32 protein-coding genes are annotated in these 21,782 nt (G+C 60.7%); 15 read left to right on the top strand and 17 right to left on the bottom strand.

The genetic code is table 11. The features are described 5' to 3' along the window. Position 1 precedes the first annotated feature (1 nt). A complete protein-coding gene (locus tag PXK01_RS19560; protein ID WP_274861418.1) occupies positions 2-523 on the bottom strand; it encodes an HNH endonuclease signature motif containing protein in 522 nt (173 codons plus the stop codon). 57 nt (positions 524-580) lie between these two features. On the opposite strand from PXK01_RS19560, the gene PXK01_RS19555 reads away from it, so the two are divergent. From PXK01_RS19555 to PXK01_RS19545, 3 genes are all read left to right on the top strand, one after another. Then, complete coding sequence (locus PXK01_RS19555; protein ID WP_274861417.1) at positions 581-2,206, top strand: phage tail tip lysozyme; 1,626 nt, start codon at positions 581-583, stop codon at positions 2,204-2,206. After that, positions 2,206-3,687 (top strand): hypothetical protein, encoded by a 1,482-nt coding sequence (locus tag PXK01_RS19550; RefSeq protein ID WP_274861415.1) that lies wholly within the window; start codon positions 2,206-2,208, stop codon positions 3,685-3,687. The genes PXK01_RS19555 and PXK01_RS19550 overlap by 1 nt, the downstream gene beginning before the upstream one ends. Positions 3,688-3,851: 164 nt before the next feature. Then, complete coding sequence (locus PXK01_RS19545; RefSeq protein WP_274861414.1) at positions 3,852-4,025, top strand: BC1881 family protein; 174 nt, start codon at positions 3,852-3,854, stop codon at positions 4,023-4,025. Here the strand turns inward: PXK01_RS19545 and PXK01_RS19540 are convergent. Next, the gene (locus PXK01_RS19540) at positions 4,022-4,204 is read right to left on the bottom strand and encodes a KTSC domain-containing protein (RefSeq protein WP_274861413.1); all 183 of its coding nucleotides are present in this window, start codon (positions 4,202-4,204) and stop codon (positions 4,022-4,024) included. The genes PXK01_RS19545 and PXK01_RS19540 overlap by 4 nt on opposite strands. A 119-nt stretch (positions 4,205-4,323) precedes the next feature. Here PXK01_RS19540 and PXK01_RS19535 point away from each other — a divergent pair, with 119 nt between their 5' ends. From PXK01_RS19535 to PXK01_RS19480, 12 genes are all read left to right on the top strand, one after another. Then, entirely contained in the window at positions 4,324-6,393 is a 2,070-nt protein-coding gene (locus PXK01_RS19535) for a portal protein (RefSeq protein ID WP_274861412.1), read from the top strand. Next, entirely contained in the window at positions 6,390-6,629 is a 240-nt protein-coding gene (locus PXK01_RS19530; RefSeq protein ID WP_274861411.1) for a hypothetical protein, read from the top strand. The genes PXK01_RS19535 and PXK01_RS19530 overlap by 4 nt, the downstream gene beginning before the upstream one ends. A 54-nt stretch (positions 6,630-6,683) precedes the next feature. Next, positions 6,684-7,664, top strand: coding sequence for a hypothetical protein (locus PXK01_RS19525; protein WP_274861410.1), 981 nt, complete (start codon positions 6,684-6,686; stop codon positions 7,662-7,664). 53 nt (positions 7,665-7,717) lie between these two features. Beyond that, entirely contained in the window at positions 7,718-8,674 is a 957-nt protein-coding gene (locus tag PXK01_RS19520; RefSeq protein ID WP_274861409.1) for a DUF5309 domain-containing protein, read from the top strand. A gap of 54 nt (positions 8,675-8,728) precedes the next feature. After that, on the top strand, positions 8,729-9,172 hold the full coding sequence (locus PXK01_RS19515) for a hypothetical protein (RefSeq protein ID WP_274861408.1): 444 nt from the start codon (positions 8,729-8,731) through the stop codon (positions 9,170-9,172). Positions 9,173-9,221: 49 nt separating this feature from the next. Then, the gene (locus PXK01_RS19510) at positions 9,222-9,512 is read left to right on the top strand and encodes a hypothetical protein (RefSeq protein WP_274861407.1); all 291 of its coding nucleotides are present in this window, start codon (positions 9,222-9,224) and stop codon (positions 9,510-9,512) included. A gap of 10 nt (positions 9,513-9,522) precedes the next feature. Then, complete coding sequence (locus tag PXK01_RS19505; RefSeq protein WP_274861406.1) at positions 9,523-10,953, top strand: peptidase G2 autoproteolytic cleavage domain-containing protein; 1,431 nt, start codon at positions 9,523-9,525, stop codon at positions 10,951-10,953. A 4-nt stretch (positions 10,954-10,957) separates the two neighbouring features. After that, complete coding sequence (locus PXK01_RS19500) at positions 10,958-11,197, top strand: hypothetical protein (RefSeq protein ID WP_274861405.1); 240 nt, start codon at positions 10,958-10,960, stop codon at positions 11,195-11,197. 4 nt (positions 11,198-11,201) lie between these two features. Beyond that, positions 11,202-11,858 (top strand): lysozyme, encoded by a 657-nt coding sequence (locus tag PXK01_RS19495; RefSeq protein ID WP_274861404.1) that lies wholly within the window; start codon positions 11,202-11,204, stop codon positions 11,856-11,858. Continuing rightward, a complete protein-coding gene (locus PXK01_RS19490) occupies positions 11,855-12,067 on the top strand; it encodes a hypothetical protein (protein WP_274861403.1) in 213 nt (70 codons plus the stop codon). Before PXK01_RS19495 ends, PXK01_RS19490 begins: the two co-directional genes overlap by 4 nt. Then, entirely contained in the window at positions 12,064-12,303 is a 240-nt protein-coding gene (locus PXK01_RS19485; RefSeq protein WP_274861401.1) for a hypothetical protein, read from the top strand. Before PXK01_RS19490 ends, PXK01_RS19485 begins: the two co-directional genes overlap by 4 nt. Positions 12,304-12,481: 178 nt before the next feature. Further along, positions 12,482-12,733, top strand: coding sequence for a hypothetical protein (locus PXK01_RS19480; protein ID WP_274861400.1), 252 nt, complete (start codon positions 12,482-12,484; stop codon positions 12,731-12,733). A 49-nt stretch (positions 12,734-12,782) separates the two neighbouring features. Here the strand turns inward: PXK01_RS19480 and PXK01_RS19475 are convergent, their stop codons facing one another. The 15 genes from PXK01_RS19475 to PXK01_RS19405 form a co-directional block, all read right to left on the bottom strand. Further along, positions 12,783-13,958 carry a tyrosine-type recombinase/integrase gene (locus PXK01_RS19475; RefSeq protein ID WP_274861398.1) on the bottom strand — a complete coding sequence of 392 codons (1,176 nt, stop codon included), beginning with the start codon at positions 13,956-13,958 and terminating at the stop codon, positions 12,783-12,785. Between the two features lie 464 nt (positions 13,959-14,422). Further along, positions 14,423-14,719, bottom strand: a complete 297-nt coding sequence (locus PXK01_RS19470; RefSeq protein WP_274861397.1) for a hypothetical protein — start codon at positions 14,717-14,719, stop codon at positions 14,423-14,425. Next, complete coding sequence (locus tag PXK01_RS19465; RefSeq protein WP_274861396.1) at positions 14,712-15,821, bottom strand: hypothetical protein; 1,110 nt, start codon at positions 15,819-15,821, stop codon at positions 14,712-14,714. The genes PXK01_RS19470 and PXK01_RS19465 overlap by 8 nt, the downstream gene beginning before the upstream one ends. Positions 15,822-16,014: 193 nt before the next feature. After that, on the bottom strand, positions 16,015-16,425 hold the full coding sequence (locus PXK01_RS19460) for a hypothetical protein (protein WP_274861395.1): 411 nt from the start codon (positions 16,423-16,425) through the stop codon (positions 16,015-16,017). 24 nt (positions 16,426-16,449) lie between these two features. After that, on the bottom strand, positions 16,450-16,692 hold the full coding sequence (locus tag PXK01_RS19455; RefSeq protein WP_274861393.1) for a hypothetical protein: 243 nt from the start codon (positions 16,690-16,692) through the stop codon (positions 16,450-16,452). 148 nt (positions 16,693-16,840) lie between these two features. Then, complete coding sequence (locus PXK01_RS19450; RefSeq protein ID WP_274861391.1) at positions 16,841-17,098, bottom strand: hypothetical protein; 258 nt, start codon at positions 17,096-17,098, stop codon at positions 16,841-16,843. A 73-nt stretch (positions 17,099-17,171) separates the two neighbouring features. Then, the gene (locus PXK01_RS19445; RefSeq protein WP_274861389.1) at positions 17,172-17,336 is read right to left on the bottom strand and encodes a hypothetical protein; all 165 of its coding nucleotides are present in this window, start codon (positions 17,334-17,336) and stop codon (positions 17,172-17,174) included. Positions 17,337-17,468: 132 nt separating this feature from the next. Next, positions 17,469-17,849 (bottom strand): HNH endonuclease, encoded by a 381-nt coding sequence (locus PXK01_RS19440; RefSeq protein WP_274861388.1) that lies wholly within the window; start codon positions 17,847-17,849, stop codon positions 17,469-17,471. Then, positions 17,846-18,499 carry a hypothetical protein gene (locus PXK01_RS19435; RefSeq protein ID WP_274861386.1) on the bottom strand — a complete coding sequence of 218 codons (654 nt, stop codon included), beginning with the start codon at positions 18,497-18,499 and terminating at the stop codon, positions 17,846-17,848. The genes PXK01_RS19440 and PXK01_RS19435 overlap by 4 nt, the downstream gene beginning before the upstream one ends. Beyond that, positions 18,496-18,999, bottom strand: coding sequence for a hypothetical protein (locus PXK01_RS19430; protein ID WP_274861384.1), 504 nt, complete (start codon positions 18,997-18,999; stop codon positions 18,496-18,498). Before PXK01_RS19430 ends, PXK01_RS19435 begins: the two co-directional genes overlap by 4 nt. Then, complete coding sequence (locus PXK01_RS19425) at positions 18,999-19,697, bottom strand: hypothetical protein (RefSeq protein ID WP_274861383.1); 699 nt, start codon at positions 19,695-19,697, stop codon at positions 18,999-19,001. Before PXK01_RS19425 ends, PXK01_RS19430 begins: the two co-directional genes overlap by 1 nt. Before the next feature lie 14 nt (positions 19,698-19,711). Continuing rightward, entirely contained in the window at positions 19,712-20,530 is an 819-nt protein-coding gene (locus tag PXK01_RS19420; RefSeq protein ID WP_274861382.1) for an ERF family protein, read from the bottom strand. Between the two features lie 101 nt (positions 20,531-20,631). Further along, on the bottom strand, positions 20,632-20,946 hold the full coding sequence (locus tag PXK01_RS19415; RefSeq protein ID WP_274861381.1) for a hypothetical protein: 315 nt from the start codon (positions 20,944-20,946) through the stop codon (positions 20,632-20,634). After that, positions 20,943-21,164 carry a hypothetical protein gene (locus PXK01_RS19410; protein ID WP_274861380.1) on the bottom strand — a complete coding sequence of 74 codons (222 nt, stop codon included), beginning with the start codon at positions 21,162-21,164 and terminating at the stop codon, positions 20,943-20,945. Before PXK01_RS19410 ends, PXK01_RS19415 begins: the two co-directional genes overlap by 4 nt. After that, the coding region (locus PXK01_RS19405) for a hypothetical protein (protein ID WP_274861379.1) at positions 21,164-21,782 on the bottom strand (619 nt) is incomplete at its 5' end. The genes PXK01_RS19410 and PXK01_RS19405, both read right to left, overlap by 1 nt.

Below are 21,782 nucleotides of genomic sequence, written 5' to 3'. Positions count from 1 at the left end.
GTTAGGTGCCGTGCCTGGATGAGAACCCTAGTTGCGCTACGGCCTTTAAGTAGGCTTTATGGGCCTCTTCTTTCGTGGGAAATGTTCCAAGATAGCGTGTCTGGCCGCCTCTCTGAATTCGCGCCATGAAGCCTCGTGAGTTGTAGTTTACTCCTGGCGGGAGGCCAGATTTCTTTTCGTATGCTTTGCGGTTAAGCATATTGGCATTTTGTGTGACTTCGCGGAGGTTCGAAATGCGGTTGTCCTTCGGGTCGCCGTTGATGTGGTCAATTTGAAGAGACGGCCATCTTCCTTTCTCCATCGCCCAGATGACGTGATGGGCGCGCAATCCAATATGGTCAACCTTGCCCAGAAGGTATCCCTTGCTTCCGTTTACGATGAACGTCTCCTTCCCGGCGTAGCGAGAATTCCATGTTTTGTCCTGACTGCGCCTAACGGGCCTCTCCCGCCAATACAATCGCCCCGCAATGGGGTCGCAAATCAGAACTTCGTGCAGTCTGTCTATCGTCGGCTTTGGCTTCATAGTTGGATTATCCAGCGCAGAAGCCGCAAGAGCAACAGTGTTTATTGAGGTGCACCTATGCGCGACATGATCTACCAAGGCTTGCGGGCGCGTGGCCTGCCGGATCACATCGCGCGGGGCTTCCTTGCGAACTTCCAGGTTGAAAGCGGCCTGAACCCCGGCATCAACGAGATCGCACCGCTTGTGCCGGGATCGCGCGGCGGCTTCGGCCTAGCGCAGTGGACCGGGCCGAGGCGGCGGCAGTTTGAGGCATTCGCCGGTGAGCGCGGCACAAGGGTAGACGACCTGGACACGCAGCTTGACTTCCTGATGCATGAACTCGGGACCACAGAGCAGAGCGCGGCGAAATCGATCTTTGCGGCACAGACGCCGGAAGATGCAACGCGGGCCATTTCGGAAAAGTTTTTACGCCCCGGCATTCCGCACCTTGACCGGCGCTTGGCTGCGCTGAATGGCGGCGGCGGCACACCGGGCTTCATGGCGGGCGGCGAAGGCAACGACAGATTGGGGGCACCTATGCAGCAGGATCAAGAGCAGCGCGGGGCATTCGGGATCAAGCCGGAGCTTGCCATGGCCCTTGCGGGCGCGTTCTTCAATGCATCCCGACCGGGCAGCGGAAACCAGTTCTTGCAGAACGCCTACGCGATGCGGGCCCGTGGTGAGCGAGACGCCAAGACCACCAAGGCACGCAACCAGACAGCGGAATGGCTGCGCGGCAACGGATACGGCGAGTTCGCCGATCTGGTGGAGGGCGGGGCCGTCGCGGCTGGCGATGTGATGGGCGCGATCATGCAACAGCGCCTTGCCGCCCCGAAGGACAACCGGACCGCTGCACTGCGCGAATATGAATTCGCCAAGACCCAGGGCTACGAGGGAACATTCATCGATTACCAGCAGGCAAAGCAGGCTGGCGCCGGTGGGACCGAATACGGCCTGAACCCGCAGTATGGGGTGGACGAAAGCGGCAACCCTGTCATCCTGCAACTTGGCAAGGACGGAACAGCCGCGCAAACGGCACTGCCAGAAGGCGTGACCTTCCAGAAGGAGCCGATCAAGCTTGACGGCGGCACCGAGTGGATCTTGCTTGACCCGATCAGCAGGCAGGTTATCGGCAGTATTCCGAAGAACCTTGAGGAAGCGGCAGCAGATACCGCGCGTGGGCGTGAACTCGGCAAGGCTGAGGGCGAGAACGCGGCGGCAGCGGGGGCCGACTACCAGAAGGCGCAGGCGGCTCTTGATCTGATCGACAACATCCGCAACGACCCGAACCGGGTTCGCGCAACCGGCAAGAGCGCGATGCTCAACGCGATCCCCGGCACCGGTGGCTATGACTTTGAACGCAAGGTGGAGCAGGCCAAGGGCGGCGCGTTCCTCGCGGCTATCGACGCGATGCGCGGCATGGGCGCGCTGTCCGACGCGGAGGGGCAGGCCGCACGGCAGGCCATCACTCGCATGGACACGGCCATGACCGAACAGGGCTTCCTTGATGCGTTGGACGATTATGAAGCCATCGTGAAACAGGCTCTCAGCAGCGCGGCGCAGCGTGGCGGCGGCCCTGCGTCGGTTGATGCTGGTGGCGGGCAGGGGGCAGGCGCCCCTGCAACTGGCGAGGTTGTAGATGGATATCAGTTCCTTGGTGGCGATCCATCTGACCCGTCTCGATGGTCGAAGGTGACGCGCTGATGGCTGGACCTTGGGAAAAATACCAGAAGCCAAAAGCTGGCCCTTGGGATCGGTTTCAATTGAGCGCGCCTGAGGCGGAGAGCAGCCAAGGCCAGCAGTTGGAAACCAGTTTCATGGAGCAACTCGGCAACGGGTTGAATGAAGGCGTCGCAGAATTCGCAGGGATGCCGGTTGACCTCATGACCTCGGCCCTAAATCTCGGCGTTTCAGGCGTCAACGCAATCACCGGCTCCGATATCGACCAGATTTCGAACCCTGTTGGCGGCAGCGGAACTTTCAAGGGAGCATTGGAGGGTGTCGGGGCTATTACCGACGCTGAACCGGCCACAAACGCCCAGAGATACGCCAGGAGCATTGGCCGAGAGGCGGGCGCTATGGTTATCCCGGCTGGCGCCACGGCGCGAACAGCGAAGGGTCTGCTGCCATTGCTTGGCATGGAGGCTGCTTCTGCTGTTGGTGCGGGCGTAGGGTCACAAGTTGCGCGCGACATCGCGCCGGGTAGCGGCCTTGCTGAGTTCGCTGGTGGGTTGCTGGGTGGGCTGACGCCTGTTGCCGCGTCTAGGGCCATGAGGGCAGCCCCAAAGGCGCCAGATCTGGACGATTTGCGGGCTCGTCAGGAGGCTGCTTATGGCGCCGTCGAACAGAGCGGGGCAACAGTGGCCCCTCAAGCCAGCCAGAGGCTACGCCAAGGCCTTCTTGATCGCATTGACGCAGAAGGAGTGCCGGAATTCCTGCCTTCGAATGTGCGTTCGGTTGCAGCAAAAATTGAGGCGCTCCCTCCCAACGCAAAGGTGACAGATATTGAGGATCTCCGCCGATTGATCGGGAATGATGTTGCTGGCTCAGTGGATGGACAGGCGCGGCGCATCGGAGTTGACCTTAAGGGCGACGTAGACGATTTCCTTTCCAACCTTCAACCGTCTGATTTGTCCGGGGGGGCTCAAACTGGTGTGCTTGATAGCCTGTCAGAAGGGCGCGAAATGACCCGCCGCATTAAGAAGGCCGAGGCCCTTGGTGGTGACACCGGGGTTGTGACGAAGGCTCTGCGCCGTGCTGCCACCTCTGGCACCGGAGGAAACGAGGTCAACGCTATCCGGCAGAACATCAGGACCATTCTGGACAATCCAAAGCGCCGCCGTGGCTTCTCCAAGGAGGAGATCGCGATGATGGAGCAGATTGTGGAAGGAACTCATGTCACGAACGGTCTACGGATGATCGGTCGCTTCTCACCGACAAGCGGTGCGCTGCCTGCGATGGCGTCCGGCGCTTCTGGCATCACGTTCGGCCCTCTGGGTGCGGCGCCGTTCGCAGCGGGGTATTTTGCGAAAGCTGGGGCCGAGGAACTGACAAAGCGTCAGGTTGGCCTTCTTGACGAGCTAGTGAGGAATGGCGCGCCATTGCCGCCGAAGATGGCATCAGAGGCGGAGATGATGACCCTGCAAGCACTTCTTCCGGCGCTGGCGGCTACTTCCGGCGACTGAGCGCGAGAACGGAAACAGCAAGAGCGAAGTTTACTGCGACGAGATAAGGCCAAACAGCCGGGACGATAAGCCCAGCGATAATAGAGGCGGTCAGGATTAGACCGAGGATGAAATCCTTGTTGCGCAACATTTAGCCACCCTAAGAGCGGACGAAAGGAAAAGCAATGAGCCACGTTGAGAGCATTCCGGGCCGCGCCGACCTGTCGGAGATCCCTACCTGCGACCTTCATGCAGAACTTATCAAGCGGGAAGGCGTCACGGCCACATTCCTTGGCCCCGAGGACGAGCTGAAGAAAGTCGTTCGCGGTCCCGCCTGGGTCATCGTCAACCGGGATTAATAGCGGTCTTTGATGCGGGCATTGTAGAAACTGCCCTTCGAGGGAGCGGCGAGAAACGCGCGATAAATCGCCTCCGGCACGCCGTAATAATCGTACCGGCCGCTTTCATGGAACCAGATGGACAAGGTTCCGTTGTCCCACTCAATTCTTGCAATCGCCGATGATCTGACAAGCGGCATGACCAAATTCCTCCCTGTGAAATAGCGACCACGTTACCCGCGCAGGGCGAAAAAGCAACACACCGACAATCCAAAAGCACAGCCCCGCTTCGGCGGGGTCTGGCGCGTTGGGAGAGCGCATGAAACCGACAGCCAAGTCCAAAGACGACATTCAGCGGATCGTCAGCCGCGCCGCGAAGGATGCGATTGACTACATCGAGCAGGATGTGGCCCCCGCGCGCCTTGAGGCGGCCAAATACTTCGACGGTGAGGACACGCTGGGGCACGAGGCGGGCCGGTCCAAGGTCGTTGCGACCAAGTGCCGGGACGCGGTGCGGAACGCAAAGCCGGGCCTCATGCGGGTGTTCATGGCGACCGACAAGCCTGTGGAGTTCATCCCCAGCGGGCCGGAAAGCGTGGATATTGCCGAGCAGCAGACCAAATACGCGCAGTTCGTGTTCAACAAGAACGGCGGATTCCGGCTGCTGAATGACGTGATCGATGACGCCCTGCGCAAGAAGGTCGGCATTGCCAAGGTCTACATGTCCGAGGCGGAGAAATCGCAGATCTTTGATTTCGAGCTTGGCCCTGATGAGTTCACGATGATGGCCGGGTCCGACGACATTGAGTTGATCGAGCACGAGGAAACGCCAGAGGGCCTGCACATCGGCAAGGCGCAGCAGGTGAAGCGCAAGCCGGAATTGCGCATGGAGAGCATGCCGCCGGAGGAATTCTTTATCGATGCGGACGCCCGGTCGATCGATGACTTCTATATCTGCGGGCAGCAGCGCGAACTGCGGGTCTCCGATCTGGTCGAAATGGGCTTTGACTTTGACGAGGTGGTCGAACTCGGGTCCGACGATGAGCCTGGCGAGGAAGAAAAGGAATACCGGACCAATTACCGCGACCAGGACGATGAAAGCGACGATCTGTCCATGCGCCGGGTGCTCTACACCGAGGCCTACATGCGGATCGACGTTGAGGGAACCGGGGTCGCACAGCTTTACGCGCTGATCCTGGCCGGGACGCAGTACAAGCTGTTGGATCACTACCCGGTTGACGACACGCCCTTTGCGATCTTCGAGATTGACCCGGAGCCGCACACCTTCTTTGGCCGGTCGCTCGTGGAGCTTATCCAGCAGGACCAGGACGCCAGCACATCGATGCTGCGCGGGGTTCTGGATGGGGTGGCATTCTCGAATGCGCCCCGTTGGGCCTATGACGGACGCGCCGTCGATACTGACGATATGATGAACGGCGAGATCGGAGGATTGGTGGAGACGGAAGGCCCGCCCGCCGACAAGTTCTTTCAGCTTACGACCATGTTCCCGGTCGGTGACGCCCTGGCTGCAATCCAGTACCATGACGTTGTGACGCAGAACAAAACCGGCATCACGGAAGCCGCCAGCGGCCTGAATCCGGATGCGCTGCAGAATGCCAACGTGGACGCGGTGAACATGCTCGACCGGGCCGCCGCCGCGCAGCCCGAGGTTATGGCCCGGCACCTTGCAGAAGGTGGCATGACGCGTCTTTTCCGCCTTGTCCTGCGCCTGATGAAGGAAGGCCAGACCGGCCCGGTGCAAATGCGCCTGAACGGGGCATTCACCGAACTGGACGTGTCGCAGTTTGACCCCGAGCTGGACGTGACAATCAATGTCGGCCTCGGCAACGAAGGTGAAATGGTCAAGGTCGCGATGCTGAACCAGACCTTTGACCGTCAGATGGGGATCTGGTCCCAATACGGCCCGAAAAACGGCCTCGTGACCATGACGAACATTCGCAACACCCTGGCCGACGCGATGATGCTGGCCGGTCTGCACAATGTCAGCCGGTACTGGCAGCCGATGAACCAGCAGATCGAGGCGCAGATTGAACAGCAGGCTGCCGCCGAGGCGCAGAACCAGCCGCAGCAGCCGGATCCTCTGGTGCAGGCGGAACAGGTCAAGGCCGAGGCTGCGATGGCGAAAGCGGCGCAGGACGCCGATATCAAGGTGATGCAGGCCCAGCAGAAGGCCGCCATCGAGGTGCAGAAGGCCCAGCAGGACGGGCAGATGAAGTTCGCCGAAATGACCATGCGGGACGATCTGGCCCGCGATCAGATGGCGCTGGACGGCATCATGAAGGCGGCGGAAATGCTGGGACAGTATGGCATCCCCGTTGACATGAGCCGCGTCTACCAACTCCAAGCACAGAACGGGATTTACGAATGACCGAGAAGACCGAAAAGGCATCCCGCGCCGAGGCGCTGCGGGTCAGTAAACTGTTTCAAGAATTCCATGCGGAGGCCGTGGCGGATCAGGTGAGCACCTTTTCCAATGCGGACGCCAAAATGGAAGACATCGCCGAGGCACACGCGATGATCCGCGCCCTCGGCAAACTCAAGGCGAAGATGGATCGGGCCGTGAACGCGGCCAAGCATGAACGCCGCAACCAGGGCAAAAAGTAACGCCCTTGCCCCGCCGTGATGGCGACGGCTTTTCCCTTAGATGGAGCACTATCAATGACTGAACTCAGCACCGGGGCCGAGGCCACGACTGAACCCATGTCCTTTGAGCAAATGGCCGAAAGCCTGATTGAGCCGGAGGCCGAAGAAGAAACGCAGGACGATCATGCAGAAACCACCGCCGCACCTGATACTGAGGAAGATCAGACGGACGATGGCGACGATGATCAGAGCGCGGATGACGCCGATGATGACGGCGAGGATGACGAAGAACGGGAAACCGAAGCGGACCCGGAGGCCCAACTTTTCACCGTCAAGGTAGACGGCAAGGAACAGCGGGTATCTCTTGAGGAACTGCAGCGCGGCTATTCCGGTCAGCAGTACATCCAGCAGGGCATGCAACAGGTCGCCCATGATCGCAAGCAGATCGAGACCTACGCGCAGGCCGTGCAGCAGCAGCAGCAGCAATTGGACTATCTCGTCCAGGCAGCACAGCAGGGCGCCTTTGTGCCTCCCACCCCGCCCGATCCCTCCCTCCTGCAAACCGATCCTGTCGGATACATGCAGGAAAAGGCGATCTATGATCAGCGGGCGGCGGCATATCAGGATCACCTGCAGGCATATCAGGGCCAGATGCAACAACGCCAACAGCAAGAGCAGGAGCAGCGCAACGCTTTCCTGCAGGAGCAGCGGCGCCTGTTGCACGAGGCAATCCCCGACCTTGCGGACAGCAACAAATCGCCCGCTCTGCAGGCGAAAATGGCCGATATTGCCATGTCCAAATACGGGTTCAGCATGGAGGAAGTGCGGGCGCTGGAAGACAGCCGTTACGCACGTGCCCTGCATGACCTGATGCGCTTCCACGAGCTGACCGGCAAGGGCGAGACCGTCGCCAAGAAGGCCGAGAAGGCTCGCCCGGTTGCGAAAGCTGGCGCGAAAACTGACCAGAAACGCGGGCTTGCCCGCAAGCAACGTGATCGTCTGAAGGCGACCGGCAACATCGATGACGCCATGGCGCTGATGCTTTCGGACGATTGAACCAGACCGCCCCGCCGTGAGGCGACGGCTTTTCCCACAGAAGGACCATTCCGATGGCACAACCCACCAACACCATGTCCTCGTATGATGTGAACGGCATCCGCGAGGATCTGAGCGACATGATCTACGACATTTCCCCCGAGGAAACGCCGTTCTACACCATGTGCGCCAAGACCAAAGCGAAGAACACCCTGCACGAGTGGCAGACCGATGCGCTGCGGTCGTCCGAGGACAACGCACACATTGAAGGCGACGACACCGTTGCCAACGCGCGGTCGGCGACCACCCGCCTGAACAACCGCACCCAGATCTTCAAGAACGCGGTCGTCATCCCCGACACCGACGAGGGGCTGGACAAGGCGGGCCGCAAGAAGGAAATCGCGTATCAATCGATCAAGATGGCGACGGAGCAGAAGCTCGACATTGAGCGCGCGCTGTTCCTGAACCAGGCGAAGGTGACCGGCGACGACACCACCGCGCGCAAGCTGGCCGGTGCTCCGACCTGGCTGGCGACGAACACCGTGTTCGAAAGCGGCGCCAGCGGTGCGGATCCGACCGGCGATGGCTCCGATGCCCGCACCGATGACGGCACCCCGGTGGCGTTCTCCCAGACCCGTTTCGACACCTGCATGCAGTCGATCTGGGAAAGCGGCGGGCGCCCCGACAAGGTGTTCCTGTCGGCCTTTCAGATGAACAAGGCCCTGGCCTTCGACGGCAACAACAACCAGCGCTCGACGCTGGGGGCCAAGGACGCCCGCGTTGTCAACAACCTGCGCGTCTATGTGACGCCCTGGGGCAATGTCGAGTTCATCCCGACCCGTGAGAACCGTTCCCGCGACGTGTTCATCATGCAGTCGAATATGTGGGCCGTTGGCGTTCTGCGCGGCACCAAGAACGTGCCGCTGGCGAAAACCGGCGACAGCACGAAGCGCCAGATCGTCACCGAACTGACCCTCGTTTGCAAGAACGAGAAGGCCAGCGGCGGCATCTTCGACAACACCACCTCGTGATCGTGATGGCGGGCTTCGCGGCCCGCCTTCCTCCATCTGAAAAGGACCAAGATTATGCCTTCCGCAAATCTTCGCAACTTCGGGGTTGTCACGATTACCGGCGCCACCGAAACCCTCACAGCAGACGCGCATTCCGGCATTCTCATTGCCGTGAACCGCGCAGCTGGCTGCACCCTGACCCTGCCCGACGCGACCGGCAGCGGGAACCTGTATCGCATCACGACCCTGGTCGACCAAACCGGCGATCTGGTGATCCAGGCGCCCGACGCTGACAACGTGATGCAGGGGGTTGCCTACCTCGGCAACGATGCCGCGGGGGCCTCCTGCTTCTACACAGCCGACGCCTCCGACACCATCACCCTGGATGGCACGACCAAGGGCGGCAAGAAGGGCGCCCGTGTTGAGCTTCAGGACGTGGCGGCGAACACCTGGAACGTCATGGTTTACTCGGAGGCCAGCGGCATCGAGGCCACGCCGTTCAGCGCGGCTGTGAGCTGATGATTTGGGGCGGCTTCGGTCGCCCCTTTCCGCAACTGAGGGGCATTCCATGAAAATCGGCGAACAGTTCATCCCCGGCGACGACCGGGACACTTTCCACGTCAAGGAAACCTTTGACCCAAACCCCACGCTGAACCAGGCGGCGGCGCTTCGGAGCATGGGCGCAACGCATATGGGGGAAAGCCGGTTGGTGGCCGAGGTTCCTATGTGGCTGGTCGAGCAGTGGATGAAAGAGGCGGGCGTGGCCCACAACGACAACGCGGCCCGGCAAGAGGTTCTGAACCGCAAGCTGCAGAGCGGCGAGTTCTCCAAGTTCCGCGTCTGGGATGGCACATATTGAGGGCTGACTGATGGCAGACACCACCACAACGACATACGGCCTCACCAAGGTCGAGGTTGGCGCCTCCGAGGACACCTGGGGCAGCAAACTGAACGCGAACTTCGATGCGATCGATGATGTTCTGGACGGCACCACGCCGGTGACGGGGATCGATATCAACAGCGGGGCTATCGACGGCACCCCAATCGGGCAAGCCACCCCTGCGGCGGCGATCTTTACTTCCGTTGATATTTCGGGAGAGCTGGACGTCATTCGAAACACTGACGGCTGGTTGCTCAGGCACAATAGAACTGATGGAAGTCAGGTTTGTGGCATCAAGGCGTCTGGCCACTCTGGCAGTGTTGGTTTGGATTTCCTCACAAACGACATCAAGCGAATTGTGCTTGGGTATGATGGGAAGGTTGGCTTCGGCACCCCAACACCAAATGCAATGGTTCATGCCGCGAGCGCAGGACAAGGTGATATCGGCCTTCGCGCAAGCATGACGAATGCTTCTTATAACTCAAACGTCATCCGCACCGAGGTAACGCGGGCGGCATCGTTCGATTTCTACTTCCTAGTTTGTCAGGCCAGCGGTGGCGCGGACAACGTCACACTGATGCGCGGCGATGGCACCAATACCACGGATGGCACCTGGGGAACCACCGGCGCGGACTATGCCGAATTCTTTGAGTGGCTGGATGGCAATCCGGCGGGCGAAGATCGGCGGGGGCTTTCCGTGGTCTTGGTCGGCAACAAGATCCGCCCGGCCCAGCAGGGGGAAGATCCTTTCGGCGTCGTCTCGGCCACCCCCTCTGTCGTGGGCGATACCGACAACGACCAGTGGCGCGGGAAATACCTGCGGGACGATTTTGGTTCTCACATTTGGGAGGACTATGAGGCCGTAACCTGGACTGAGGGTGTCACCGAAACCGAAACCGTCAAAGAGCAAGCCACTGAGGAACGGGCCCGCACCCGCGAAGTGATCGAGGTGGTGAATGGGAAGGCGATCAAGAAAACCGTCACCGAGACCGTGCAAGTGCCGCTGTTCGATGAGTTCCCGATGGTGGATGAGGCGGGCAATCCGGTGATGGTCACGCGTGTGGAAAAGATGGCGGATGGGTCCGAAAACCACATAGAGGTTCAGGCCATCCACCGGGAGCCGCGCATGGTCGATGTGGTCAAGGAAACCACCAAGGAGGAAGAGCGCTCCTTTGCCGCCGATGAGGTGCCAGAGGGCGTGACGGTGCCTGCCGATGCCGAGCGTGTCACCCAGCGGCGCCGCAAGCTGAACCCCGATTACGACCCTGATCAGGAATACACACCGCGCGCAGATCGGGCCGAGTGGGACACCGTGGGCCTGATGGGCAAGCTGCGATTGCTCAAGGGCCAGCCCGTGGGCGCCCGCTGGATCAAGATGCGTGATGTGAGCGCGGAAGTCGAAGAATGGCTGGTGAGGTGAACACATGAGCCTTACCGAGATCGCAGAAAAGGCCAGCCAGAGTTTCTTCGGCTGGCTTGTCATCACCTTCGCAGGGGGCGCCATGTGGGTGGTGCGCCGTGTTTTCACGAACCAGAAGCAGATCGAAATGCTCCAACGTGAAATCGAAATGCGCGACGGGCGCCGGGAGGAAGACCGGCAAATGATGCTCGACATCAGAAGCGACGTGAAGGAACTGCGCCGCGACTTTTCCCAGAAGGGGTAATCCAATGAAAACCAGCGATGAGGGCGTGATCGCCCTGATCGGGCACGAAGGCGTCGTGCCCGGCCCATATCTCGATTCCGTCAAGGTGCTGACCTACGGCGTCGGCCACACGGCGGCGGCAGGTTCGCCCGATCCGGCCCGCCTCACCCCCGGGATGCCAGACAACCTGGACGCGGAATTGGTGCGTGTTTTCGGGGTGTTCCGGCGCGATCTTGAGAAATACGAGGCCGCAGTAGCCAGCGCGATCAAGGTTCCTGTTGCGCAGCACGAGTTCGACGCGGCGGTGAGCTTCCACTTCAACACAGGTGCGATCCACCGGGCAAGCTGGGTGCGGTCCTTGAACGCTGGTGACCGGGCGAAAGCTGCGGCCCAGATCATGAATTGGACCAAGCCCCGCGAAATCATCCCCCGCCGCCAGTCCGAACAGGAGCTTTTCGCAACCGGCAAATACCCGGCGCAGGGCGTGACCGTCTGGACGGTGACGCCTGACAAGCGGGTGAAGTGGGTTCCGGCCCGCCAGTTGGACCCGGCAGAGGCCTTGGCGCTTATGCGCGGATCTGTGCGGCCGGACAGCGAGGCCGCGCCTGACAGCGGCGCTCCGTCAGCCTGGGCCCCCATCATCACTGCAATTCTCAGCCTGTTCGGAAAGGGGCAGAAATGACCAAGCTACGCGATCCCAAGATCCAAGGCGCGCTGCGCCACCTGTTGACCGCTGTCGGCCCGGTTCTGGCGCTGATCATGGCATCGGATGATCCGGTTGCTCTGGTGCGCTCCCTGATCGGCGGGGCAGGGTGGCCCGCGCTGGTTGGCGTCCTTATGGCCGGTTTGGGCTTCTGGGCCAGTTGGACAGCCAAGGAGAAGGCGCAATGATTTCCGAGCTCCTTGCTGACCTGCTGCCGTGGGCGCTCGGCATCGTGGCGGCCATCGCTGGGATCTGGGGCTATGGCCGGTCCAAGAAGGCCGAAGGGCGGCAGGAAACCTACATCGAGACGCTGGCTGACAGCGCGAAACGACAGGAGGCCGGGCGCGATGCTGTTCAAGATCTGCGCGGCGCTGACCGGGATGATCTTGCTGACCGGCTGCGCGACAACACCGATCGCTGGTGATGCTGGTTGCGGCGCATATGCCGAGGCCCGCGTGACAATGCCTGCAGACCCCGAGGCGCTGCCTGATGGCTGGCTGCGCTGGGTGGCCGGGATGGACACGAGGATGACTGAAACCTGTAGATAAGACCGGCCCGCTGCGCGCCGGTTCCCGCGCGGCCTTCCAGGAAGGAGCAGTACCATGAAGATGATCATGCTGATGGTTCTTTTCAGCACCGCCGCTGATCCGGCCCCGCACACAGAGGATGGGTATTACCCGCGCCAGATGGCGTCCATGGAGAAATGCCTGCAGCACCGAAGCCGACTGCATTCCTACCTCGAAGCTCACACTTCGGGGGAGACGCGCTTCAAGGCGTTCTGCGTCGAGTTCAACGCCCAAGGCTACAGTGAGGCAGTTGACGCATTTCGACGGGACATAGGTGATCCGGCGTGAAGAAAGAGGCCCCGCCATTGTGCGGGGCTTTTTCGTTTCTGGGGCGCCCTTACTTCGCTCCCCGGATCGGGATCACCTTGGCCTCTGTACCGGTGACGAAATCCGCCCACTTCTGCATCAGAATCCGGCGCTGATCCAGTAGGTCTGATCGGGCGTAGGATCGTTCGACCTTGTTCCCCAGAATGTGACCAAGGGCCGTTTCTGCGACGTCATAGCTGGCCGCCTCTGTGTCCTGCACCCACGTTCGGAACGATGTGCGGAAACCGTGCGGGCGTCCAGGCTCCCCGAGTTCGTTGAGCACCTTTGCAATGGCGACGTCTGTGATTGATCCGTCCCGGTACGATGGGAACAGGAAATCAGACCGGCGCGCCTCTCTGGCCTCTTCCACTACCTTCATGGCTTCGGCAGACAGGGGAACCCGGAAGTCATCAACCCGGCCCTCTCTGCCCTTGATGCGCTCTGCCGGTACGGTCCAAAGGTCTCCGTCGATCTCATCAAAGCGCGCGCCACGAACCCCCATCCCCCTCACGGACGTCAGGATCAGGAACCGCAGCGCCAGGCGTGACGATCCCAGACCCGCCAGCTTGGGGTACAGATCCGGTATCTCCTGCCATGGGGTTGCGGCTATCGGCTTGGTCTTGTGCCTGACCTCTCCAAGCATGTGCTTGGCTGCCTCAACTGTGAACGGGTCAACGTCCAGCCCCATCAGCCGGGCCTGCTTGAATATGATACCGAGACGCTGGATTGCTTTTTCTGCGGTCGGGGGCTTTGTGCGCCAGATCTTGGATAGGGTCTTCTGAATGTCCTTCTGGTGGATCTCAGAAATGCGCCGGGCGCCAAGATCCGGCAGGACATAGAGTTGGATGGGCGAGAACCACCGCCCGCGTTCCCCATCGCCGCGCAGCCCAGCTTTCCGCGCCTCAAAGACAGTATTCGCGACCTCCTGCAAGGTCGGGTCTTGCCGGTCCATATCCGCGAGTTCTTCGGCAAGGAGGCGGTCACGCTCTGAAATGGGGTCTTTGCCAGACTGAAGCACGACCTGCCACTTGTCCCGCTGCTGCCGGGCTTCGGACAGTGAGACCTCAGACAGCGTACCTAGCCCCATGTCCCTGCGGCGACCGGCGATGGAATAGCGGTAGATCCACTTCCCCGATTCCGCTGTCTTCTTCAAGGACAGGCCGCCCCCGTCCTGATAGACGCCGGGGCCAGCCTTTTTGATCTGCATAGCCGTCAGTTTGTTTTTCGCTCTCGCCATTCCAGCCCCTCACCCAGTCCCACAATTGGCCCCACAATTGGCGCGCGATTTGTGGCCCTGATCTGCGACAGCCTGCGACGAATAAGACCGCAAGGCTCTGGTACTATTGGCGCAAAATAGATTTCTGGCAACAGTGTGCCACAGGTGAACGGTTCTTCTCGACCGCACCAAATTCTCCATCTAACATGCTGTTTTTATTTATATTTGCGTTTTGATGGCTATTGCAGGCCCACAATTGGCCCCACAATGTGTTATTGCTCCTGGCTCTTTCCCTCGATCCAAGCGCAGACCTCAGAGACCTTCAAAAGCGATCTGCCTGATGCCTTGTGAATCGTGATCGCGCCAGTTTTCGCAGCCCGGTATATCGTGTCCCGAGAGACAGAAAACACGTCCTGGCATCTGGAGATGGGAACGTAGATCGGGCTTTCCTGCATCTACCCTTCCTCCTTCTCTGTGTGGTTGAGGGCGGCGTCAATGGCGCACATAGTGGACGGGAACCCCAGCCCGGCAATTTCACGCGTCTGTTCAAGCCTCACCTTTGCGGCTTCAAGCGCCTCCCTGAGCCGTTCGTTCTCGGCCTGTAGGGCGGTGATTGTGTCGGCGCGGACATATTCGACCATATGCGGGTACTGAGTGTGGCCGCATTCGTCGTCCCACCAGCCCCCACCTGTGTAATCACATTCGCTCGGCTCAGCATCCTGCGCCCAAATTCGTTCTGGTGCGTCACTCATCGTCTGTCTCCTGTGCGATGGCGCGGAGAACTGCATCGAACTTGTAAATCTTCACGCGATTTTCACAGGCTTTGTAGACCGCGCTTCGGCCTAAAACTTCATGATGTCCAAGCAACACCCGCGCCGCCTCCTGCGGTGTGACCTCGCGCGGGGAAAAGGAGCAATCGGCAAGTGCAAAGCCCCGATCCGCAGCTTTTTCGAGGTCATAGGCTGTCATCAACCAGCCGGGTTCAGTGTGCCATTCCGTGGTTCCAAACCAGATCTCTTTCGGTACGGCTGTGCGCGCTGCCACCTCGCCGCGATAGTTCTTGTAGGTGAAGGTGATAGGCGTTGCCTGCGAGGTCATGTCGCCATCGCGCGGGGCGTCCGAAAGCAGGTGCTTGCCGTCGAATTCCGCCATGTCTGCAAGTGCAGCTTCGCGCGGGGCGGGAGTTGAAATCCACGTGCAGTCGCTACCGCCGTTCTCGCAGTCGCACTCAGCGCAGCGATGAGTGGTCGCGGGGGTGGACTTGAGGGCGTCTATTGCAGCCGCCACCTTATCCCCTAGTGTGACGTGCCTGGTCTCGTAGCAAGGGATCACGGCAACTCGCTTCGCCTCCTCCAGCGCCTCATTCCGGGCCGATGCCACCCATTCCTTCACCACTCCATTCGCTGCAACTTCCTCTGGGCTGTAGCCGAGCGCCATGTTCACCATGATCGCTGCGAGTTCGTCCTTTGCTGACTGCGGAAGGTTGTCGACTTTTTCAGACCGTGCCTGATAGTTGATCGAACCGTGGGCATTGCTGGATGTGCGAAACAGGATCAGTCCGCGCTTAATGTCTTTGGCGCGCCACGGCAGGTCTTTGGCCGCTGCGAGTTGGTCGCGCAGGGTGTCTCGGTCCCACTTCACCGCGTTGAACTCCCGCTGCAATTGGCGCAGTTCTTCCGTGCTGTCCTTGAGGGACTTTTCGCGGAGAAGGGCGGCGTCGCGCTCGGCAAGAAGGGCGGTATGCTTTTCCCAAAATACAAAGTATTCGCCTGACCCCGCATCGAAGCCATCTGCGTGGGTTTCTGGGTTGTATTCAACAGCCTCCCGGCTTGTGTCTGTGGTCGGTGTAGTCATTGGTCATCTCCGACAAGTTGGCATCCATTCGGCATCAAGGCAGAATATCCGACTTCGCGCACAAGGTTGGCCGCATCATTTCTCAGTGGCTCGTCACTAATCCACCAGCGCCTGAAAAACGATCTCCACCCCTTCCGCTCTACGGCCATGTTATGAAGAATAGTGAGCGCTCTAATTTCTTGCTCTCTTGTCATCACTTCACCCCCAACGCTGCGAGGATGCTGTCTGCACCGGGTTCAAGATGAATCCACAGGTCCGGGCTAAGCATGTGATCAACCTCGTATGCTTCCCAGCCAAATCCACAGCGTTCTGCTTTGTCTGCGGTCCACCACATGACAAGGTACGCCTCGTTCCTGTCGTCGCATCCACCTGAATACGTCAGGATCGGCGTGCCATCCTTCGGCGCTGTCTCGATAGGTTGCCATACCGGCACCGCGCCCTTGAGTAGCTCAAGGATGGCGTCGGCCAGTTCGTAATCCGCGTCGGTGGCGTTCCAGTTGTCTACAGCCCTGTCGCCGCAAATGGTTGATGCAATCTGTTCTCTCAGGTCTTGCGGTTCGGTGCTGGCTACAGGGCCAGCGGGGTGGCAGATTGGATCGGTCATGTCGGTCTCCTACTGTTATCTGGACTACTGGTCGATTTCTCGAATGTCTGCTTCGTGCGAAAGCAAAATCGTATCGCTTCCGGGGCGCACAAAACGGACGGAATTGCCGCCAGCGTGTTCAACCCAATAGGCTGGCGATCCCAGCACCTCAATCGCTCGTCCTGCGCCGGATGGCATTGGGGTTTCGCGGATTGGCCCGACTATTTGAAGGAATCGCTTGAACGCCATTCCACCTGTCGCTCTTTGCATCGCATAGAATGCGAGCATGCGGGCTCGGTTCTTGTTGCGGGCGTAAAAGTTCGCCTCCCCCCCCCCATCCATGAACGCTCACTCTGTAATTCTTCAAGACAAAGCTCATGGCATCCCCTCTCTGCTCTCCATCACTGCCCCCGACACGCAGGGGCAGGAATTGAGGTCATGATGATGCAGCGAATACAAGCAATGCCAGCCACCCACCAAAGATCATGAAAAGCAGTCCGTACCATCCAATCGCAGCCCACATGGCCCAAGCCAGCGGCGATACCTCGGCAGCAAGGCGCGGTTCAATGAACCAGCAAAGCGCGGCTGCTACCCATGCCAGCGCGGCAGGTACGCCGATAAGTGACCATGCAACACCGTTGCCTGTGGCACCATCCAGCCAGTGAAAATTTGTTAGCCCGTCACCGTTGCTCATATCTCATTCTCCTTTGCTTCTCCGTTCTCTGCTCTCCATCACTGCCCCCGACACGCAGGGGTGGGCGTTGGGGTTATTCGTCTTCTTGATCCTCGGCTTCCTTCGCCCACGACTCAACATTCTCCAAGGCAAATTCCCACGCCATGTTCTCGGCGTCTTCCAGACTGTCAGCCTCGATCTCGTCCTCGCTGCTCGTTCCAGCGTAACCGTAGCTGCGACCAATGATAAACTTCGGCATTCTCATTCTCCTTTGCTTCTCTCTGAAAGACGCCGGGCCGGTGGGATGGCCTCGCTCTATGTGTGGCTTTAGAGCCGGTCGGGATGAACGGCTTTCATGCGAAGCCACGACCCGGCGCCTGTCAGAGGGGAGCTATTCGCGGGGGACGGTTTGCCCGCCGATCTTCTGTTTCCACGGCCCATCCCGTGAGGTCTGGAACCGGGATCGCTTTTTGTTCAGGCCCAGGTGCTTGTTCCGCTTCCGGGCCTCCACTGACTTCTGTTTCACGTCCTGCTTGGTCTTCGCTCCATGGCAGGGGCGGCGCAGGGCGCGCAGGTTGCTTTCCCGGTTCTCCCCGCCAAGGATCAGGGCTTGGGTGTGATCGAAGTCGATACCTTCACCAGCGGCCCCCAGCTTCACACCGCACCCGCAGGCGCAAATGCCATCCTGTGCCATGACGATCCGCGCCTTGACGCGGGCCGGGGCCGGGGTGCTGTCGGTGCGCCCGATCCATTCGGGGACAGGGCGGCTCATGCTGCGGCCCTCCGCAACGGCTCAACAGACCTCGCCATGCAGATCAGCAGGTCGCGGAACTCTGGCGGCGTCCCTATGCGTGGTGCGCTGTCCTTCCCGCCGCCTTTGAACGCAAGCTCCCCAGCCTTTTTGCAGTACTCCAGGCCGTGTTTTTCGATGGCCCAATCTGGGAACTTCGGCGCGCTCACGCCCCATTCCAGTTCAGGCAGATCATTCACTCCGAATGCATAAAGCAGCGTCGGTTTTCTGGCATAATGCCCATAGCGCCCTTGCTCTACGCAGCATGTCCACCCGCCATATTCATCCGCCGCGATCCAACCGCCAGATCTCGGCGGTTTATTAAGGCCAAAGAACGGCCAAGCGTGGCTGCCATACGGGTGTTCGATTACCCCGCCCCAGTGGCGCACATCAGCGAGAGCGGCCTTGAAGCACCCCCCATCGTCCCCCTTGCGCTTCCGTTCGCCAGTCCGCTTGATCCATAGAGGCTGCCCGGCCCAGAGCTTCCCCCAGCGCTGGCACGGGGGGTGAGCGACAATCGGGTGAGGCCCGCCATACATCCGGGCGTCCTTTTCTGCGTCCCACATTTCGACGCCGGGCAAGTTGGCGTAGCTTCCGCCCGCTTGGACATACAATGCCGCAACCGTTTTCATGCTGCGGCCCTCCGCAGTTCTTCCGGGGTCACGCCGACCTGCGCGGAAATCCAGTCGAGGATCGCGTTCTTGCTCTCCCTGAACCGATCCCCGCCCATGGCGCGCACCGATTGGCTCTCAGGCGTCCAGACGCGCACCACAGGGCCTTGCACTTGGCCGAGGGCGTATCCGTGCGCCTTGACCTCCGCAGCCAGCAGGGCGGCCTTCACGCGGCGCGCTGTGGCGTTCGCCCCGCAGTCCAGCGTGTAGACCTGATGGAAGCCGGTCGCGATCAATGCGTGTTTGCGGAGCGCCTCGGGCGTCTCGGCCCACGGCATGTGCATCACAGATTCCGGCAGGCTGCCCCAGGCGTCCTTGATCCACGCGAACTGGTGCCGGTGGCTCTTGCCGCTGCGGTCCCGGTCGATGCTGACCGTGACAAGCTCCCCGTCTTTCAGGTCCGGCCCCTGGTTGGACAGGAGGCGCAGGCATCCGTTTTCCCAGCGGGCGCGGTAGTCCATCAGAACGCCTCTTTCTCGGTCCAGACCTTCACACCGTCGATCTGCGCTGTTTTGCAGTTCTTCGCCACGTAGGCCTCGATGAATGCTGTCATGGCGTCACGGTCATTGACCGCGATCCAATGCAGGGCGGCCTTGTGGTCCGTGATCTCGTGCTTGGTGACAGTGCGCAGGCCCTTGACGCTGGCGGTGTCACGCTTTGCCGCCTGCGCCGCCTTCTCTGCCTCCTGCGCTGCGCGCTTGGCTTCCTCGGCCTCCCGCTGGGCTTCGATGTTCGCAGTGTCGGCTGCGGCGGCCTTGGCTTCGGCTTCCTGCCGGGCTTTGTTTGCAGCCTCCCATGCCTCGCGCTCTTTGGCGGCCTTCTCGGCAGCCAGCTTGCGCTTGAAGCCATCGGCCAGGGCGGCAAGGCCTTTCGCCATGCGGTCCAGATCGTCAATGGTCGGCTTGTACCGGGCGAGGCAGGCCTTCCATGCGTCATGCAGGGGTGCGCTCTCCGACTTCTGCGCTGCGGTCACGTACTTCTTGGCAGCCTTCACCTGTTTCAGCAGGGCGTCAACGGCCTTCATCTGGCCCTCGTTCTCAACCGGCGATCCATCCAGCCAGCTTTCGGCCTCTGCGATATGGTCGCCATATGGCGCAAGCGCTTCATCCAGCGGATCCGGCGGGTTGTTGTGCAAGCGATCTGGTGTCAGGTCATTCATTGGCTTTTCCTCCGTCAGTAGGGGATTTCATCGTCGCCGATCAGCGAGGACGGCGCGGGCTTGTTGCTCTCGTTCCATTTCTCAATCTCGGCTTCCACGCGGGCGGCGAGTTCCGGGGCGTCTTTCTTCAAGCGCGGGAAGTCTTGCTGAAACTGCGGGGAGGCCTGAACGGTATCAGCGCCATTCTTGCGGATGGCAGAGATCATTTGGTCTGCGGCGCGCTGCGCTGGCGATACTTGCTGCTCCTGGCGCGGCTTATTCTCCCCCACATCGCGTGGCGCCGCTGCCTGCCCATCGTCGTCAACCTCAGCAGACAGCCCAAGAGCGGCCTTGAGCGTGTAGCGCTGCAGGTACGTCACGGCGCTGCCCACAGCCTGGAAACTGTTCTTGCTGCCGGAGCCGTCAGGGGCGCCGGAAAGCGATGTTTCCTCGCTGTGGCCTTCGGAGTGCGCGATGATGCAGGTGACCTTCACGCCGCCTTGCCCCTGCTCGGTGCGGAAGCGGTACGACAGGCCATAGCGCGACAGGATCGGGTCAATCACCTTTGCGATACCGGCCAGTGTCTCGTGCTTGTAGTGGGTGCGGCCTTTGCCGCTTGTGAAATCGACCGTCGCATCTTTCATGATCGGCGGGATTTCGGCGCGGGCGTCAGACAGAGCGCGGGCGAACGAGACGCGGGCATTCTGCATGTCCATGCGCTCTTTCATCGCCAGCATGCGTTCCAGCTTGTCCAGATCTGCGTCAGGGTTCATCACAACCCGTTCGATCATCGAGACCATCGGGTCTGCGGGAAGCTGCGGCTCGTCATGGCGGATTTGGGTCACTTCGTTCATCGTTCATTCTCCTTGGGAAAGGCCCCCGGCGACCAAAGGGAGGAGGAGACAGCCGCCGGGGGAAGTTGGGGCGCCTTCTTGGCGGGCGCCCACAGGGAGGTTCAGAGGCCCAGCCAGGAAAACAGCCGGGTGATGTAGGGCTGCAGGATCATCGCTGCGACAATCGTGCCGCCGAAGAAGACCGTGCAGATGGCCCAGATCCCGATCACGTGCATGGCGTCGAGTTCGTTCCCAAAGCGTTCCTCGTTGAACTGCTCGAAGACGTGCGCGGATCGCCCGCGGTTGTCTGGGTCGTTATCCTGCCCCCGGCGGGCTTCGTGAGTGGTGGTAGAAGGTGGGAAACGTCCCGCCGGGGTGGTGGCCGCGATTGCTCGGGCCTGCTCGATAATCGGTGTGGTGAGGTCGAGAGAGGTCATGCCCCGATCTCCTTTGTCTCGTGGTTCAGTTCGTCAGCGAGGCGCTTGAATGCCCGGATCGCTGTCCGCTCCGCATTTGCGGCGAGGTGCCGGTGCCCTGACTGCCGAAGGTTCGCGGCGACATTGCAGAAGGTCTGAACCTCATTCGCCAGACGGGCGGCCTCGGCATAGTTGAAGTCCAGAAGGCGCGGGGCGGTGATTTCGTGGAGCGCGCTCATTACGCTGCCTCCGCTTCCTGAATGTGCCGCTTGAAGGTCTCCCCATACGAGGTTCCATCCATCGCCTTGAGCGCGTCACTCAGAGGCATGCTGTCGATCTGATCCAGGTCGATACCAAGGCCAGAAAGGTGCTGGCGGATGCCATCGCGGCAAGCGCCTGTGAGCGCCCGGAAATCAGCAAGCGTCACCACGCCGGAAGCCTTGACGGACTTTGCCACCTCGGCTTTGTGGGCGCTGTCAGCGATCTTGTAGGCGAGGTCATCAACGGCGGATTTCATCGTATTGCCGTGCGCGGTGATGCCATCGCTCTCCGCGATATAGCAGCGATTCAAGCCCTTGATCTCACCGCCGCCAAAATACCGCGCGCTATAGACTGTGTGACCGCCGTACTGCTTTGAGCCGCAAATCAGCATTGTGCATCCATCAACACACCTGAATTCGCGCTCCACACCAAGGTAGGTGTGCTTGCCGGTCAGGCTGCCCAGATAGACGGGGCCGTGGTTCTCGAACTTGATGCCCTCGGGGAGCGAGGTCAGGCTGTCCAGATAGACGGGGCCGTGGTTCTCGAACTTGATGCCCTCGGGGAGCGAGGTCAGGCTGTCCAGATAGACGGGGCCG

This window comes from Phaeobacter sp. PT47_59 (assembly GCF_028890025.1).
In the GTDB taxonomy this organism is placed as follows: Bacteria; Pseudomonadota; Alphaproteobacteria; order Rhodobacterales; family Rhodobacteraceae; genus Phycobacter.
Note: the sequence above shows the minus strand (reverse complement) of the source record. Positions and strands in the feature narration are given on the sequence as shown.